The sequence below is a fragment of the Ancylobacter polymorphus genome (assembly GCF_030813495.1).
Taxonomy (GTDB): domain Bacteria; phylum Pseudomonadota; class Alphaproteobacteria; order Rhizobiales; family Xanthobacteraceae; genus Ancylobacter; species Ancylobacter polymorphus.
The window spans coordinates 1-17,786 of record NZ_JAUSUI010000015.1 but is presented as its reverse complement, the minus strand read 5'-3'; the positions used below and the strand labels follow the sequence as shown (position 1 = coordinate 17,786).

15 protein-coding genes and 1 tRNA gene are annotated in these 17,786 nt (G+C 63.7%); all 16 read left to right on the top strand.

Annotated features, from left to right (window positions below; genetic code table 11):
* The coding region (locus J2S75_RS22275) for an EF-Tu C-terminal domain-related protein (protein ID WP_131837545.1) at positions 1–94 on the top strand (94 nt) is incomplete at its 5' end.
* 176 nt (positions 95–270) lie between these two features.
* Positions 271–347 (top strand) — tRNA-Trp (locus tag J2S75_RS22270).
* Positions 348–546: 199 nt separating this feature from the next.
* On the top strand, positions 547–744 hold the full coding sequence (gene secE, locus J2S75_RS22265) for a preprotein translocase subunit SecE (RefSeq protein ID WP_144344629.1): 198 nt from the start codon (positions 547–549) through the stop codon (positions 742–744).
* A gap of 11 nt (positions 745–755) precedes the next feature.
* Positions 756–1,286, top strand: a complete 531-nt coding sequence (nusG, locus tag J2S75_RS22260) for a transcription termination/antitermination protein NusG (RefSeq protein WP_244376932.1) — start codon at positions 756–758, stop codon at positions 1,284–1,286.
* A 172-nt stretch (positions 1,287–1,458) separates the two neighbouring features.
* On the top strand, positions 1,459–2,073 hold the full coding sequence (locus J2S75_RS22255; protein WP_307023420.1) for a DJ-1/PfpI family protein: 615 nt from the start codon (positions 1,459–1,461) through the stop codon (positions 2,071–2,073).
* Between the two features lie 93 nt (positions 2,074–2,166).
* Entirely contained in the window at positions 2,167–2,538 is a 372-nt protein-coding gene (locus J2S75_RS22250) for a ribbon-helix-helix domain-containing protein (RefSeq protein WP_307023419.1), read from the top strand.
* Between the two features lie 253 nt (positions 2,539–2,791).
* Positions 2,792–3,241, top strand: coding sequence for a 50S ribosomal protein L11 (gene rplK / locus J2S75_RS22245; RefSeq protein WP_307023418.1), 450 nt, complete (start codon positions 2,792–2,794; stop codon positions 3,239–3,241).
* Between the two features lie 4 nt (positions 3,242–3,245).
* Complete coding sequence (gene rplA, locus J2S75_RS22240; RefSeq protein ID WP_244376928.1) at positions 3,246–3,947, top strand: 50S ribosomal protein L1; 702 nt, start codon at positions 3,246–3,248, stop codon at positions 3,945–3,947.
* A gap of 469 nt (positions 3,948–4,416) precedes the next feature.
* Positions 4,417–4,935 carry a 50S ribosomal protein L10 gene (gene rplJ, locus J2S75_RS22235; protein WP_244376927.1) on the top strand — a complete coding sequence of 173 codons (519 nt, stop codon included), beginning with the start codon at positions 4,417–4,419 and terminating at the stop codon, positions 4,933–4,935.
* Between the two features lie 49 nt (positions 4,936–4,984).
* A complete protein-coding gene (gene rplL / locus J2S75_RS22230) occupies positions 4,985–5,359 on the top strand; it encodes a 50S ribosomal protein L7/L12 (protein WP_244376926.1) in 375 nt (124 codons plus the stop codon).
* A 267-nt stretch (positions 5,360–5,626) separates the two neighbouring features.
* Positions 5,627–9,757, top strand: coding sequence for a DNA-directed RNA polymerase subunit beta (rpoB, locus tag J2S75_RS22225; protein WP_244376925.1), 4,131 nt, complete (start codon positions 5,627–5,629; stop codon positions 9,755–9,757).
* 125 nt (positions 9,758–9,882) lie between these two features.
* Positions 9,883–14,073, top strand: a complete 4,191-nt coding sequence (rpoC, locus tag J2S75_RS22220; protein WP_307023414.1) for a DNA-directed RNA polymerase subunit beta' — start codon at positions 9,883–9,885, stop codon at positions 14,071–14,073.
* A gap of 596 nt (positions 14,074–14,669) precedes the next feature.
* Positions 14,670–15,041, top strand: coding sequence for a 30S ribosomal protein S12 (rpsL, locus tag J2S75_RS22215; RefSeq protein ID WP_018390597.1), 372 nt, complete (start codon positions 14,670–14,672; stop codon positions 15,039–15,041).
* A gap of 11 nt (positions 15,042–15,052) precedes the next feature.
* Positions 15,053–15,523: a 30S ribosomal protein S7 gene (rpsG, locus tag J2S75_RS22210; protein ID WP_244376923.1), complete on the top strand. Its 471-nt coding sequence runs from the start codon at positions 15,053–15,055 to the stop codon at positions 15,521–15,523.
* A gap of 27 nt (positions 15,524–15,550) precedes the next feature.
* Positions 15,551–17,626, top strand: a complete 2,076-nt coding sequence (fusA, locus tag J2S75_RS22205) for an elongation factor G (RefSeq protein ID WP_244376922.1) — start codon at positions 15,551–15,553, stop codon at positions 17,624–17,626.
* Positions 17,627–17,690: 64 nt separating this feature from the next.
* On the top strand, positions 17,691–17,786 hold a 96-nt coding region (locus J2S75_RS22200), incomplete at its 3' end, for a GTP-binding protein (protein WP_244518008.1).

Sequence of the window (17,786 nt, the reverse complement as noted above, 5' to 3'; positions counted from 1 at the left end):
CGTTCCGATCGCGATGGAAGAGAAGCTGCGCTTCGCTATCCGCGAAGGCGGCCGCACCGTCGGCGCCGGCGTCGTCGCTTCCATCATCGAGTGACGTCAAGACAAAGGGGTGCGCGGGTCGCATCCCTTTCCGGCGACAAAGTTTTTCACGCTTTGCTGCCGAACTGTTGAAACCGGGCCTCGCGCCCCTCGACGTAGGCGCGCGGCCGGTTATAGTGCCTCGCGATTCGAGAGTCGGACGATCTGGGCATCGCCCCGTCCGACTCTTCTAGGAGTGTAGCTCAACTGGTTAGAGCACCGGTCTCCAAAACCGGGGGTTGGGGGTTCGAGTCCCTCCACTCCTGCCACTTTCCCTGGAGGTGGCAGGCAAGAGCGCCAAAGGTTCTTTGACGCGAGGCGGCTTTGCGGGCTATACGCCCGCTTCGTGCATTTTTGGAGGGTCGTATTGCCGGGGCGCCGGAAGGCGTGCAAGGCGGGACCCGCAGGCGGCGCGCCGCGATCAGCCGATACCGGCGCGGGCCGCATCAGAGGCGTTTCGAGACGAGCATGGCGAAGACGAACCCGGTCGAGTTCTTTCAGCAGGTCCGCGCGGAAGCCCGCAAGGTCACCTGGCCGACCCGTCGCGAGACGCTCATCACTACCGCGATGGTTTTTGTCATGGTGGTGCTGGCCTCGCTGTTCTTCCTGGTCGCCGACCAGATTCTGAGCTTCGCGATCGCTCAGATCCTGCAAATCGGCCGTTGAGGAGAGTCGCGATGCCGATGCGCTGGTACATCGTTCACGCCTATTCCAACTTCGAGAAGAAGGTCGCGGACTCCATCAAGGAGCAGGCTGCGCAGCGCGGTCTTACCGACCTGTTCGAGCAGGTGCTCGTGCCGACCGAGAAGGTCGTCGAGGTGCGCCGCGGTCGCAAAGTCGACGCCGAGCGCAAGTTCTTCCCCGGCTATGTTCTGGTGAAGATGGACCTGACCGACGAGGCCTTCCACCTCATCAAGAACACGCCGAAGGTCACCGGCTTCCTCGGGGCCGACAACAAGCCAATGCCCATCGCCGAGAAGGAAGCCATGCGCATCCTTCAGCAGGTGCAGGAAGGCATTGAGCGTCCCAAGCCCTCGATCACCTTCGAGGTCGGTGAGACGGTCAAGGTGTCGGACGGTCCGTTCGCGTCGTTCAACGGCGTCGTCGAAGAGGTCGACGAGGGACGTTCGCGTCTCAAGGTGGCGGTGTCCATCTTCGGCCGTGCCACGCCCGTCGAACTGGAATTCGGTCAGGTCGAGAAGGTCTGACGGCCGGTCTGCAGCCGAACTCAGCTTTGGAAGGGCGCGGCTTCGGCGGCGCCCTTTTTCGTTGGACTGCGCGTTAACGGGTTAACACCCGTCGGTGCGCCCGCTGCTCTAATCTCTCCCCAAGAGCTGCCGCCGCCCAACTGCGGACGGCGGCGCAACCCGGGAGGTGAGAATGGCTGGTAAACGCATTCTGATGATCGTCGGCGATTTTGTCGAAGACTACGAGACCATGGTGCCTTTCCAGGCGCTGTTGGCGGTCGGCCACACCGTGCATGCGGTTTGCCCGGATAAGAAGGCCGGCGACAGCGTCGCCACCGCGATACACGATTTCGAGGGGCAGCAAACCTATTCGGAAAAGCGCGGGCACAATTTCGCGCTCAATGCGTCCTTCACCGAGGTCGATCCCGCCCGCTACGACGCGCTGGTGATTCCCGGTGGCCGGGCGCCGGAATATCTGCGGATGAACGCCCGCACCTTGGAGATCGTCCGCCACTTCTTCGCGGCCGACAAGCCGGTCGCCGCTATCTGCCATGGGGCGCAGCTGCTCGCCGGCGCCCGTGTTCTCGAAGGGCGGACCTGCTCGGCCTATCCTGCCTGCCGCGCTGAGGTGGAGCTTGCGGGCGGCACCTATGCCGACATCGCCATCGACGCGGCGGTGACGGACGGCAATCTGGTATCTGCGCCGGCCTGGCCGGCGCACCCGGCATGGATTGCCCAGTTCCTTGCTGTCCTCGGTACGACGATCACCCATGGCGAGGTAACGACCGGGGCGCGCGAGGCGGCCTAAGCGACGCCGCTTGCCTCGAGCTTCGCCTCACCGGGGTTCGGGGTTATGATGCGCGCGGCGGGGAGGGGGGCTCCGCCGCCGAGGGGGCGCTCCATGTGCAAGCTCTTCATTGAAGCTGATCCGAGCCTGTGGCAGACGCGGCTCAAATCGCTGAGACTCAACGGCTTCTCCACCAGCGTGCGGCTGGAGAACCTGTATTGGCAGGTGCTGGAGGAGATCGCCCTGCGCGACGGCATGAGTCTTCCGCAGCTGCTCGCCAGGCTGCATGAGGAACTGACCTTCGCCCATGGCGGCGTCGAGAACTTCGCGTCCTTCCTGCGGGTGTGCTGCGGGCGCTATCTCGCGCTCCAAATGGAAGGCGACGTGCCGCGCGATCTCAGCCTGCCGATTCGCAGCCTTGATGCGGACGCGATCCTCGCCCGCGAAGCCCATCGCCGCCGCCGGGCGCTGTCGTCGGCGGCGTGAGCCGGCCGAAGTGAGGTTGGCGGAAATGACGGCCGGGTTGCGTTCGGTCGGTTGATCCTGTATGGCAGGCCCCGCAAGCAGGAGGCTTCGGTCTCCGGCATGCATTCATGCGCGGGAGGCACGGCCGGTTCGCCAGCCAGCATTGTGAACGTGCCGCAACCGCGATCCTCCATTTACGCCGCACGCGATGAAGCCGTCGCGACGGCGTGCTTTGGCGTTTGCGACTGGCTGTCGCGCCGCCGAGGAGTTCACTATGGCGAAGAAGATCACCGGCTACATCAAGTTGCAGGTGCCCGCCGGCTCGGCCAACCCGGCCCCGCCGATCGGCCCGGCGCTCGGTCAGCGCGGCCTCAACATCATGGAATTCTGCAAGGCGTTCAACGCCCAGACCGGCCAGCTCGAAAAGGGCATGCCGATCCCGGTCGTGATCACCGCCTACCAGGATCGTTCCTTCACCTTCGAGCTGAAGACCCCGCCGGTCTCCTACTTCCTGAAGAAGGCCGCTGGCCTTGAGACTAAGAAGAAGCCCGGCTCCGGTTCCAAGACCCCGGGCAAGGGCGGCTTCGTCGGCAAGATTTCGCAGAACCAGATGCGCGATATCGCCGAGAAGAAGATGAAGGACCTCAACTGCGATACCGTCGACGCGGCGGTGCGCATGATCGAGGGCTCCGCCCGTTCCATGGGCCTCGAAGTGGTGGGTTGAGCTGATGGCCAAGATTTCCAAGCGTGTTCGCGCCGTCCGCGAGGGCATTGATCCCGCCAAGCTGTATGGTCTCGACGAGGCGATTCAGCTGCTGAAGGACCGCGCCAACGCCAAGTTCGATGAGACCATCGAAGTGGCGATGAATCTCGGCGTCGATCCCCGCCATGCCGACCAGATGGTTCGTGGCGTGTGCAACCTGCCGAACGGCTCGGGCCGTACGGTACGCGTCGCCGTGTTCGCGCGCGGCGCCAAGGCTGATGAGGCCAAGGCAGCCGGTGCCGACATCGTCGGCGCCGAAGATCTGCTCGAGACCATTCAGGGCGGCACGATCGATTTCGATCGCTGCATCGCCACCCCGGATCTGATGCCGCTCGTCGGCCGTCTCGGTAAGGTGCTTGGCCCGCGCGGCCTGATGCCGAACCCGAAGGTCGGCACCGTCACCATGGACGTGAAGGGTGCGGTTGAAGCCGCCAAGGGCGGTGCGGTCGAGTTCCGCGTCGAGAAGGCCGGCATTATCCACGCTGGCATCGGCAAGGCCTCGTTCCCGGTGGACAAGCTCGCCGAGAACATCCGCGCCTTCGCCGATGCCGTGGTCAAGGCCAAGCCGACCGGCGCCAAGGGCACCTATGTCCAGCGCGTCGCCGTCTCCTCGACCATGGGTCCCGGCCTGAAGGTCGAGCCGGCTTCGGTGCTGGTTGCGGGCTGATTGCTCCTGCGCGCGCATCACGGGGCCGGTCGCGGTCCCGTGATTGCGACAGTGTGGATTTGTCAAGCCCTCGGTGCTATCAGGGGTGACAAATCCCACGCGACTCACTATATGGGCGGTTTCGTTGCCGACATTGTCGGCCGCGTGCCGATGAAATTTCAGCTTTCGCCCGCTTAAAATCGGGCGGAGAGGCCGGCAGGGTTCGCCTTGCCGGCTTTATGTCCTGTCCGAGACTGCCGGTGCCCCTCTTCGAGGCGGCTTAATCCCATTCCGGGGCCAGCATAGACGGGGTTACGACCGATGCACGGTACCGGTTCGCCGGGTCCTGGCTTTCGGCTCGAACCAGCGCCTTGGCCGGTTTTCCGGTCCCAGGGGACAGGATACCACCGCCACCGCTCCGCAAGGAGGGGTGGCAAGGCGCAAACCCGGCGGGGAAGTCACCCTTCCTCGCCACCGGAGAGCAAGTGAAGTGGATCGAGCACAAAAAGAAGAGCTCGTCACGTCGCTCACCGAGGTGTTCAACACCACCTCGGTTGTCGTCGTGGCCCACTATTCCGGCCTTACCGTCGCCCAGCTGCAGACCCTGCGTCGGCAGATGAAGGCGAATGGTGCGACCGTGAAGGTGGCGAAGAACCGCCTCGCCAAGATCGCTCTCGAAGGTTCGGACGTCGCACATGTCGGTTCCCTGCTGAAGGGTCCGACCATCATCGCTTATTCCAGCGATCCTGTTGCGGCCCCGAAGGTTGCCGTCGACTTCGCCAAGACGAACGACAAGTTCGTCATCCTGGGCGGAGCGTTCGGCACCACGGCCCTGAATGTGGATGGTGTGAAGGCTCTGGCCACCATGCCGTCCCTTGATGAACTGCGTGCGAAGCTGGTCGGCCTCATCCAGGCCCCGGCGACGAAGATCGCGCAGCTCAGCACCGCGCCGGCGGCCAAGCTCGCCCGCGTGTTTGCGGCCTATGCCAAAGAGAACGAAGCCGCGTGAGGCTTCCCGGTAATACTGGTTCGAACCTAAATCCAAGGACTTAAGTAAAATGGCTGATCTGTCGAAGCTCGTTGACGAGCTGTCCGCCCTGACCGTTCTCGAGGCCGCCGAGCTCGCGAAGCTCCTCGAAGAGAAGTGGGGCGTCTCCGCCGCTGCCGCCGTGGCGGTTGCTGCCGCTCCCGCTGGTGCCGCTGCGGCCCCGGTCGAAGAGCAGACCGAGTTCACCGTTGTCCTGGCCGCGGCCGGCGACAAGAAGATCGAGGTCATCAAGGAAGTCCGCGCCATCACCGGCCTGGGCCTCAAGGAAGCCAAGGACCTCGTCGAAGGCGCGCCCAAGCCGATCAAGGAAGGCGTGACCAAGGAAGAGGCCGAGAAGATCAAGGCCCAGGTCGAGAAGGCCGGCGCCAAGGTCGAGCTCAAGTGATCATTTGATCATGCGAGGCCGCCGGTTCGCCGGCGGCCTCTGCCTTCACATCGAAGGCGAACCTAAGGAAGCCCGACGGCTTCCCCGACGATCCGGAGCGGGTCGTCTGGCGAGCCGTCGGTTACGGAACGGCCGGAGGCGGGGCGCGGTATGTGCCTCAACCTTGTCGGATTGTTTTGTGATCTTAAGCCTCCACGCAAGGCCACCGGCCCTCCCGCCGGGTTCGTGGATGGCGCTGACGGATACTCGGACGGAGCGAGGAGCGACATGGCGCAGACGTTCACCGGTCGTAAGCGGGTCCGCAAGTTTTTCGGCAAGATCCAGGAAGTGGCGGAGATGCCGAACCTCATCGAGGTTCAGAAGGCATCCTATGACCAGTTCCTGCAGATCGTTGAGCCGAAGGGCGGTCGCGCCGACGACGGCATTCAGGCGGTTTTCAAGTCGGTTTTCCCGATTTCGGACTTTTCGGGCGCTGCCATGCTCGAATTCGTCCGCTACGAATTCGAGCCGCCGAAGTACGACGTTGACGAGTGCCGCCAGCGCGGCATGACCTTCGCAGCGCCGCTGAAGGTGACGCTCCGTCTGATCGTTTTCGATGTCGATCCCGACACCGGCTCCAAGTCCGTCAAGGACATCAAGGAGCAGGACGTCTATATGGGCGACATCCCGCTGATGACGATGAACGGCACGTTCATCGTCAACGGGACCGAGCGCGTCATCGTCTCGCAGATGCACCGTTCGCCGGGCGTGTTCTTCGACCACGACAAGGGCAAGACGCACTCGAGCGGCAAGCTGCTGTTCGCTGCGCGCATCATCCCCTATCGCGGTTCCTGGCTCGACATCGAGTTCGACGCCAAGGACATCGTCTATGCGCGTATCGACCGCCGCCGCAAGATTCCGGTAACGAGCCTGCTGTTCGCACTCGGTCTCGACGGCGAGGAGATCCTCAACACCTTCTATGAAACCATCACCTTCGCCCGCACGAAGGATGGCTGGCGCATGCCTTTCGATCCCAAGCGGATGAAGGGCTACAAGGCCGTGGCCGATCTCGTCGACGCCGATACCGGCGAAGTCGTGATCGAGGCCGGCAAGAAGGTGACGGTCCGTCAGGCCCGCCAGCTCGCCGAGAAGGGCCTCAAGGCGCTCAAGATCTCAGACGAAGAGATGGTCGGCCAGTATGTGGCCGAGGACATCGTCAACCCGACCTCGGGCGAGATCTATGTCGAAGCCGGTGAGGAAGTCACCGAGAAGATGCTGAAGCAGCTTGTCGAGCTTGGCTACGACGAGGTGCCGATCCTCGACATCGACCACGTCAATGTTGGCGCCTATATCCGCAATACGCTGGCCGTCGACAAGAACGTGACCCGCGAGGACGCGCTGTTCGACATCTACCGCGTGATGCGCCCCGGCGAGCCGCCGACGCTCGATTCCGCGCAGGCGATGTTCCACTCGCTGTTCTTCGACGCTGAACGCTACGACCTGTCCGCCGTCGGTCGCGTCAAGATGAACATGCGCCTCGACCTCGACGCCGAGGACACGGTGCGCGTGCTGCGCCGCGAGGACATTCTCGCGGTCATCAAGACGCTGGTCGAACTGCGCGACGGCAAGGGCGAGATCGACGACATCGATCACCTTGGCAATCGCCGCGTCCGCTCCGTCGGCGAGCTGATGGAGAACCAGTACCGCGTCGGCCTGCTGCGCATGGAGCGCGCCATCAAGGAGCGCATGTCGTCCGTCGACATCGACACCGTGATGCCGCAGGACCTGATCAACGCCAAGCCCGTGGCGGCGGCGGTGCGCGAGTTCTTCGGCTCGTCGCAGCTCTCGCAGTTCATGGACCAGACCAACCCGCTGTCCGAGATCACCCATAAGCGCCGTCTCTCGGCGCTTGGCCCGGGCGGTCTGACGCGCGAGCGTGCCGGCTTCGAGGTGCGCGACGTGCACCCGACGCATTACGGCCGCATCTGCCCGATCGAGACGCCGGAAGGCCCGAACATCGGCCTTATCAACTCGCTGGCCACGTTTGCCCGCGTGAACAAGTACGGCTTCATCGAGGCGCCCTATCGCCGCGTGAAGGACAGCCAGGTTCAGGACGAGGTGGTCTATCTCTCCGCTATGGAGGAGGGGAAGTACTACGTCGCGCAGGCGAACATCCCGCTCGATGCGGAAGGCCGCTTTACCGAGGACCTGATCGTCTGCCGTCACGCCGGCGACGTGCTGCTGGTGACTCCGGACCGCGTCGACTTCATGGACGTGTCGCCCAAGCAGCTCGTCTCGGTCGCCGCCGCGCTCATCCCGTTCCTTGAGAACGACGACGCCAACCGCGCGCTCATGGGCTCGAACATGCAGCGCCAGGCGGTGCCGCTCGTTCGCGCCGACGCCCCCTTCGTCGGCACGGGCATGGAGTCCGTGGTCGCCCGTGACTCCGGTGCCGCCATCGGCGCGCGCCGCACGGGCATCGTCGACCAGGTGGACGCGACCCGTATCGTCATCCGCGCGACGGAAGAAAACGATCCGTCGAAGTCGGGCGTCGACATCTACCGGCTGCAGAAGTTCCAGCGTTCGAACCAGTCGACCTGCATCAACCAGCGTCCGCTGGTGCGGGTGGGCGACCGCGTGCGCAAGGGCGACATCATCGCGGATGGTCCTTCGACCGATCTCGGCGATCTCGCCCTCGGCCGGAACATCCTCGTCGCGTTCATGCCGTGGAACGGCTACAACTTCGAAGATTCGATCCTGCTGTCGGAGAACATCTCCAAGGGTGACATCTTCTCCTCGATCCACATCGAGGAGTTCGAAGTGATGGCCCGCGACACCAAGCTCGGCCCGGAGGAAATCACGCGCGACATTCCGAACGTGTCGGAAGAGGCGCTGAAGAATCTGGACGAAGCCGGCATCGTCTATATCGGCGCGGAAGTGCAGGCGGGCGACATCCTCTGCGGCAAGATCACGCCGAAGGGCGAGAGCCCGATGACGCCGGAAGAGAAGCTGCTTCGCGCGATCTTCGGCGAGAAGGCGGCGGATGTGCGCGACACCTCTCTGCGCGTTCCTCCGGGTGTCACCGGTACGGTCGTCGAAGTGCGCGTGTTCAATCGCCATGGCGTCGACAAGGACGAGCGCGCCCAGGCGATCGAGCGCGAGGAAATCGAACGCCTCGCCAAGGACCGCGACGACGAGCAGGCGATCCTTGACCGTAACGTCTTCGGCCGCCTGGCCGAGATGCTGGACGGCAAGACCGGCATTGCGGGCCCCAAGAGCTTCAAGAAGGACACGGTGCTCACCCGTTCGGTGCTGACCGAGTTCCCGCGCAGCCAGTGGTGGCAGTTCGCCGTTGCCGACGATCAGCTGATGAGCGAGCTGGAGGCGATCCGCAACCAGTACGACGAGTCCAAGAAGCGTCTTGAGCAGCGGTTCCTCGACAAGGTCGAGAAGCTGCAGCGCGGCGACGAGCTTCCGCCTGGCGTGATGAAGATGGTCAAGGTCTTCATCGCGGTGAAGCGCAAGATCCAGCCGGGCGACAAGATGGCCGGCCGGCATGGCAACAAGGGCGTGGTTTCGCGTATCGTCCCGGTCGAGGACATGCCGTTCCTTGAGGACGGCACCCCGGTCGACATGGTGCTCAATCCGCTCGGCGTGCCCTCGCGCATGAATGTCGGGCAGATCCTCGAGACCCATCTCGGCTGGGCCTGCGCCGGCCTCGGCCGCGTGATCGACCGCGCCATCGAAGGCTATCGGCAGACGCAGGACATCGCTCCGCTCAAGGACGCGTTCGGCAAGATCTACGGCAAGGACGAGACCATCGCTTCGCTCGACGAGGAAGGTCTGGTCGAGCTGGGATCGAACCTGCGTCGCGGCGTTCCGATCGCCACGCCGGTGTTCGATGGTGCCCGCGAGGCGGATATCGAGCACATGCTCGAACTGGCCGGCCTCGACAAGTCGGCGCAGTCGACGCTGTTCGATGGCCGCACCGGCGAGCAGTTCGACCGTAAGGTGACGGTCGGCTACATCTACATGCTGAAGCTGCATCACCTTGTCGACGACAAGATCCATGCACGCTCGATCGGCCCGTACTCGCTCGTCACCCAGCAGCCGCTGGGCGGTAAGGCGCAGTTCGGTGGTCAGCGCTTCGGCGAAATGGAGGTGTGGGCTCTCGAAGCCTATGGCGCCGCCTATACGCTGCAGGAGATGCTGACCGTGAAGTCGGACGACGTCGCGGGCCGCACCAAGGTCTACGAGGCCATCGTGCGCGGCGACGACACCTTCGAGGCAGGCATTCCCGAGAGCTTCAACGTTCTCGTGAAGGAGATGCGTTCGCTCGGCCTCAATGTCGAGCTGATGAACTCCAAGACTCTCTCGGCGGTGCCGACCCCGGGCGAGAGCCTGCCAGCGGCCGAATGACCGACTGAGACCAAGGGCGGGCGCGCAGGTCGCGTCCGCCTTTTCGATCGCGCGACAGACCAGACTTTTCCGTGACCCCAGCAAGCCGCGGCGGCGGAGGCGGGGTCCAGCCGAAGGAGACGGCGATGAATCAAGAGGTCATGAATCTCTTCAACCCGGCGGCGCCGGCGCCGACTTTCGATCAGATCAAGATCTCGATCGCGAGTCCGGAGAAGATCCTGTCGTGGTCCTTCGGCGAGATCAAGAAGCCCGAAACGATCAACTACCGCACGTTCAAGCCTGAGCGTGACGGCTTGTTCTGCGCGCGCATCTTCGGTCCGATCAAGGACTATGAGTGCCTGTGCGGCAAGTACAAGCGCATGAAGTACAAGGGCATCATCTGCGAGAAGTGCGGCGTGGAAGTCACGCTGTCGCGCGTGCGCCGTGAGCGCATGGGCCACATCGAGCTTGCCGCCCCTGTCGCGCATATCTGGTTCCTGAAGTCGCTGCCGAGCCGCATCGGCCTTCTGCTCGACATGACGCTCAAGGATCTCGAGCGCATCCTGTACTTCGAGTACTACTGCGTCATCGAGCCCGGCCTCACTCCGCTGAAGGAGCGTCAGCTCCTGTCGGAAGAGGACTATCTGCGCGCGCAGGAAGAGTATGGCGACGATTCGTTCACCGCGCTGATCGGCGCGGAGGCGATCCGCGAGATTCTGCGGGGCATGGATCTGGAGAAGATCGCCGGCAATCTGCGCAAGGAGATCGCCGAGGCCACCACCGAGCTGAAGCCGAAGAAGCTGGCCAAGCGCCTTAAGATCGTCGAAGCCTTCCAGGAATCCGGCAACAAGCCGGAGTGGATGATCCTGACGCATGTGCCGGTGATCCCGCCGGACCTGCGCCCGCTCGTCCCGCTGGATGGCGGCCGCTTCGCGACCTCCGACCTTAACGACCTCTACCGCCGCGTCATCAACCGCAACAACCGTCTTAAGCGACTGATCGAGCTGAAGGCGCCGGACATCATCATCCGCAATGAGAAGCGCATGCTTCAGGAAGCGGTTGATGCGCTGTTCGACAATGGTCGTCGCGGCCGTGTCATCACCGGCGCCAATAAGCGCCCGCTGAAGTCGCTCGCCGACATGCTGAAGGGCAAGCAGGGCCGGTTCCGCCAGAACCTGCTCGGCAAGCGCGTCGACTATTCCGGCCGTTCGGTGATCGTCGTCGGTCCCGAGCTGAAGCTGCACCAGTGCGGCCTGCCGAAGAAGATGGCGCTGGAGCTGTTCAAGCCCTTCATCTATTCGCGTCTCGACGCCAAGGGCCTGTCCGCGACCGTGAAGCAGGCGAAGAAGCTGGTCGAGAAGGAGCGTCCCGAGGTGTGGGACATCCTCGATGAGGTGATCCGCGAGCATCCCGTGATGCTGAACCGCGCTCCGACCCTGCATCGCCTGGGCATCCAGGCGTTCGAGCCGGTGCTGATCGAAGGCAAGGCGATTCAGCTTCACCCGCTGGTCTGCTCGGCCTTCAACGCCGACTTCGACGGCGACCAGATGGCGGTGCATGTGCCCCTGTCCATCGAGGCGCAGCTGGAAGCGCGCGTGCTGATGATGTCGACCAACAACATCCTGCACCCCGCGAACGGCGCGCCGATCATTGTGCCGTCGCAGGACATCGTTCTCGGTCTCTACTATCTCACCATGATGCGCGAGGGTGAGCCCGGCGAGGGCATGGCCTTTGCCAATATGGGCGAGATCGACCACGCGCTGGCCGCCAAGGCCATCACTCTGCACACCAAGGTGCGCGGGCGCTATATCGGCGTCGACGAGGACGGCAATCCGGCCCCGAAGATCTATGAGACCACCCCCGGTCGCATGAAGCTCGGCGAACTCCTGCCGAAGAACCCGAAGACCCCCTTCGACGTCGTCAACAAGCTGATGACCAAGAAGGAAATCTCGAACATGATCGACACCGTCTACCGCCACTGCGGTCAGAAGGAGACGGTCATCTTCTGCGACCGCATCATGACGCTCGGCTTCTCCAACGCCTTCCGCGCCGGCATTTCGTTCGGCAAGGACGACATGGTTGTGCCGTCCAAGAAGTGGGACATGGTCGAAGAGACCCGCGCGCTCACCAAGGAATATGAGCAGCAGTACAATGACGGCCTGATCACCCAGGGCGAAAAGTACAACAAGGTCGTCGATGCGTGGGGCAAGTGCTCCGCCCGCCTCGCCGATGAAATGATGGCCGAGATTTCGGCGGTGAAGAAGGACCCGGTGACGGGTCGCGAGAAGCAGATCAACTCGATCTACATGATGGCGCATTCCGGCGCGCGTGGTTCGCGTGAGCAGATGCGTCAGCTGGCCGCCATGCGCGGCCTGATGGCGAAGCCGTCGGGTGAGATCATCGAGACGCCGATCATCTCGAACTTCAAGGAAGGCCTCTCCGTGCTCGAGTACTTCAACTCGACCCACGGTGCCCGTAAGGGTCTGGCCGATACCGCGCTGAAGACTGCCAACTCGGGCTACCTGACCCGTCGTCTCGTTGACGTGGCTCAGGACAGCATCATCACTCTGCGTGATTGCGGCACCACCAACGGTATCGCGATGCGCGCCATCATCGACGCGGGCAACATCGTCGCCACGCTCGGCTCGCGCGTTCTGGGCCGCACCGCGGCCGAGGATGTGATCGAGGGTGCGACCGGCAAGGTGATCGTGCCGGCCGGCCACATGATGGACGAGGCGGATGTCGAGCGCATCTCGAAGGCCGGCGTTCAGGAGATCAAGATCCGCTCCGTGCTGACCTGCGAGGCCAAGAACGGCGTCTGCGGCACCTGCTACGGCCGTGACCTGGCGCGCGGCACGCCCGTGAATATGGGCGAGGCGGTCGGCGTCATCGCGGCGCAGTCGATCGGCGAGCCGGGCACGCAGCTCACCATGCGCACCTTCCACATCGGTGGCGCGGCGCAGCTCTCCGAGCAGTCCTTCATCGAGGCCTCGTTCGAGGGCACGGTGAAGATCCGCAACCGCAATGTGGTGCGGAACTCTGACGGCGAACTGATCGCGATGAGCCGCAACCTGTCGGTTCTGATCATCGATCACGACGGCACGGAGAAGGCCTCGCATCGCATCCAGTTCGGCGCCAAGCTGAAGGTGGATGATGGCGACGCCATCAAGCGCGGCCAGCGCATCGCCGAGTGGGACCCCTATACCCGCCCGATCCTCACCGAGGTCGAGGGTATCGTGGGTTACGAGGATCTGGTCGAAGGCGCCTCGCTCAGCGAGACGGTCGACGAATCGACCGGTATCGCCAAGCGTGTCGTTACCGACTGGCGCACCGGGCGCGGTTCGGAACTGCGTCCTTCGCTGGTGGTGAAGGGTGCGGATGGCAAGGTACTGAAGCTGCAGCGCGGCGGCGATGCCCGCTACACGCTGCCGGTGGACGCGATCCTTTCCGCCGATCCCGGCTCGACCATCAAGGCGGGCGACGTGCTGGCGCGCGTGCCGATGGAATCGGCCAAGACCCGCGACATCACGGGCGGTCTGCCGCGCGTGGCGGAGCTGTTCGAGGCCCGTCGTCCGAAGGATGCGGCGATCATCGCCGAAATCTCCGGCACGATCCGCTTCGGCAAGGACTACAAGAACAAGCGCCGCGTCAGCATCGAGCCGCAGGACTCGAACGACGATACGGCGGAGTACCTGATCCCGAAGGGCAAGCACATCCATCTGCAGGATGGCGACCTCGTCGAGAAGGGTGACTTCATCGTCGACGGCAACCCGGCGCCGCACGACATTCTGGCGATCAAGGGCGTCGAAGAACTCGCCGCCTATCTCGTGAACGAGATCCAGGAGGTCTACCGGCTGCAGGGCGTGCTGATCAACGACAAGCACATCGAGGTGATCGTTCGCCAGATGCTGCAGAAGGTCGAGATCGACGACGCCGGCGAGAGCGACCTGCTCACCAATGAGCAGATCGACGCTTCGGAGCTGAACGAGATCAATGAGCGGCTGATCGCCGAGGGCAAGAAGCCCGCGTCCGGTCACCCGGTCCTGCTCGGCATCACCAAGGCGAGCCTGCAGACGCGCTCCTTCATCTCGGCCGCCTCGTTCCAGGAGACGACCCGCGTGCTCACCGAGGCGGCGGTCAACGGCAAGTCGGACGACCTCGCCGGTCTCAAGGAGAACGTCATCGTCGGCCGTCTCATCCCGGCGGGCACCGGCGCGCAGATGGCGAAGCTCCGTGTGACGGCGACCACCCGCGACGATCTGATCGCCGCGCAGAACGAGCAGGACGGCGTCGCCTCCAATGCGCCGCGCCTGGAAGGTCCTGCCGCCGCCGAGTGACCGGTGCGGCAAGACCTCGCAAGAATCGAAAGGCCGCCCCTCGCAGGGCGGCCTTTTTCGTGGAATCGGGAGTCGCCAGCGCAGTGCGCGAGTCGCCCGTATGGCGAGGGGAAACCCCTTAACGCGATGGCTGCCAGCGACGAAAATTCGAGCATCTTTGTTGCGTGGCGGGCGTCATGGATGAAATCTAACGCCAGCAAGGCCTCGCACGGGGCTGTGAGCGGCCAAACTCGCGGTTAAGGGTTGACGAACGGCGAGTCGCCGCGTAGAAGGCGCGTACTTTCACGGCAGGCGGTTGATGTTGCCGCGTTCGGACACCCTGTCTGGACACAGAACGTCAAGACGCTGCCGGAACGCACGCACGACCAAATCCGGCGCATGACCGCGCAACTGGCAGCTTTAAACGCTGTCGCGTGGTCCTCTGAACGTACAGCGCCCTCGGCCAGATCCTGGCCGGCGGCGCTTCTTTCGTTCGCAGATAGCTCGGTATGTGCTGACTGTTCCGATCCGTCGAGAGAAGAATGCGGTTGTGGCCGCGGAAATTGGGTTAGCGCGGGACATTCCTGTTCCAGCGCAGCGAGACGAAGGCGAGACACGTGCCGACGATCAACCAGCTGATCCGCAAGCCGCGGGAAGCCCAGAAGGCCCGGAACAAGGTTCCGGCGCTGCAGGCCAGCCCGCAGAAGCGCGGCGTTTGCACCCGCGTCTATACGACGACCCCGAAGAAGCCGAACTCGGCGCTTCGTAAGGTCGCGAAGGTTCGTTTGACCAATGGCTATGAAGTCATCGGTTACATCCCCGGCGAGGGGCATAACCTGCAGGAACACTCCGTGGTGATGATCCGCGGCGGCCGCGTCAAGGATCTTCCCGGCGTGCGCTATCACATCCTGCGCGGCGTGCTCGATACGCAGGGCGTCAAGAACCGCAAGCAGCGCCGGTCGAAGTACGGCGCCAAGCGGCCGAAGTGAGGATTTGAGCGATGTCCCGTCGTCATCGTGCAGAGCGCCGTGAAGTCACTCCCGATCCGAAGTTCGGGTCGGAAGTGCTGAGCCGCTTCATGAACGCCGTCATGTATGACGGCAAGAAGTCGGTCGCCGAGGCGATCGTTTACGGCGCGCTCGACCTCGTCGAGACCCGTGCCAAGTCGGAGCCGCTGGGTGTGTTCACCCAGGCGCTCGACAATGTGAGCCCGGCCATCGAGGTGCGCTCCCGCCGTGTTGGTGGCGCCACCTACCAGGTGCCGGTCGAAGTGCGCCCCGAGCGTCGTCAGGCTCTTGCGATCCGCTGGCTGATCACTGCCGCCCGCGCCCGCAACGAGAAGACGATGGTGGAGCGCCTGTCGGGCGAACTGCTCGACGCTTCCAACAATCGCGGCACTGCCGTGAAGAAACGTGAAGACACGCACCGCATGGCGGAGGCCAACCGGGCCTTCTCTCACTATCGCTGGTGATGACGAGAGCCGGTACGAGGATCTGATATGTCGCGCACGCACGCTATCGAAGACTACCGCAACTTCGGCATCATGGCCCACATTGATGCCGGCAAGACCACGACCACGGAACGGATCCTCTATTACACCGGCAAGAGCCACAAGATCGGCGAAGTCCATGATGGCGCTGCCACCATGGACTGGATGACCCAGGAGCAGGAGCGCGGCATCACGATCACGTCGGCCGCGACGACCGCTTTCTGGCAGGGCAAGCGCCTGAACATCATCGACACCCCCGGCCACGTCGACTTCACCATTGAAGTCGAGCGTTCGCTGCGCGTGCTCGACGGTGCGGTGTGCGTGCTCGACGGTAACCAGGGCGTTGAGCCCCAGACGGAAACCGTGTGGCGTCAGGCGGACAAGTACAACGTCCCGCGCATCGTGTTCGTCAACAAGATGGACAAGACCGGCGCCGACTTCTTCCGTTGCGTCGAGATGATCGTCGACCGCGTGGACGGCAAGCCCGTGTGCTGCCAGCTGCCGATCGGCTCCGAGAACAATTTCAAGGGCATCATTGACCTCGTCCGCATGAAGGCGGTCGTGTGGGACAATGAAGAGCTCGGCGCGAAGTATCACGACGAAGAGATCCCGGCCGAGCTGCTCGACCAGGCGGTCGAGTATCGCGGCAAGCTGCTCGAAGCGGCTGTCGAACTCGACGACGACGTGCTGTCGGCCTATCTCGATGGCGTCGAGCCGGACGAGGCGACCCTCAAGGGCCTGATCCGCAAGGCGGTCATCGGTCGTGTGTTCAACCCGGTGTTCTGCGGCTCGGCGTTCAAGAACAAGGGCGTGCAGCCCCTGCTCGACGCCGTCGTGGATTTCCTGCCGTCGCCGATCGACCGTGGCGCGATCAAGGGCATCGACTTCAACACCGAAGAAGAGACCGATCGCAAGCCGTCGGACAGCGATCCGCTGTCGGTGCTCGCGTTCAAGATCATGGACGACCCCTTCGTCGGCACCATTACCTTCTGCCGCGTCTACTCGGGCAAGCTGGAGACCGGCATGGGTCTCCTCAACTCGACCCGCGACAAGAAGGAACGCGTCGGCCGCATGCTGCTGATGCATGCGAACAACCGTGAGGACATCAAGGAAGCCTATGCGGGCGATATCGTCGCTCTCGCCGGCCTCAAGGAAGTCCGCACCGGCGACACGCTGTGCGACCCGGCCAAGCCCGTCATCCTCGAGAAGATGGAATTCCCCGAGCCGGTCATCGAGATCGCGATCGAGCCGAAGTCCAAGGCCGACCAGGAGAAGCTGGGCCTCGCTCTCGCGAAGCTCGCCGCTGAGGATCCGTCCTTCCGCGTGTCGACCGACTTCGAGAGCGGCCAGACCATCCTCAAGGGGATGGGCGAACTGCACCTCGACATCAAGGTCGATATTCTGAAGCGCACCTACAAGGTCGACGCCAATATCGGCGCGCCGCAGGTCGCTTATCGCGAGACGATCACCCGCAAGACCGAAGTGGACTACACCCACAAGAAGCAGACCGGCGGTACCGGTCAGTTCGCCCGGGTGAAGTTCGTGGTCGAGCCGAATGAAGTCGGTAAGGGCTTCGCCTTCGAGAGCAAGATCATCGGCGGCGCGGTGCCGAAGGAATACATCCCCGGCGTGACCAAGGGGCTGGAAAGCGTGCTCGGTTCGGGCGTGCTCGCCGGCTTCCCGGTGGTGGACGTCAAGGTCGACCTGATCGACGGCGCCTATCACGAAGTCGACTCGTCGGCGCTGGCCTTCGAAATCGCCTCGCGTGCCGCTTTCCGTGAAGCCCTGCAGAAGGGCGGCGCGGTGCTGCTCGAGCCGATCATGAAGGTCGAAGTCGTGACCCCGGAAGACTATACCGGCTCGGTCATCGGCGACCTCAACTCGCGTCGCGGCCAGATCCAGGGCCAGGACATGCGTGGCAATGCGAACGTCGTCAACGCGATGGTGCCGCTCGCCAACATGTTCGGCTACGTCAACACGCTCCGGTCCTTCTCGCAGGGCCGCGCTACTTTCACCATGCAGTTCGACCACTACGAGCAGGTGCCGTCGAACGTCGCGCAGGAAGTTCAGGCCAAGTACGCGTGACGCGTGCGGCCTGACATTCTGAAGCGATTTCGTATCCACATCGATAAGACCGACGGAGAGCCCCGTGGCCAAAGAGAAGTTCAACCGTTCGAAGCCTCACTGCAACATCGGGACGATTGGCCATGTTGACCATGGCAAGACGTCTCTGACGGCAGCGATC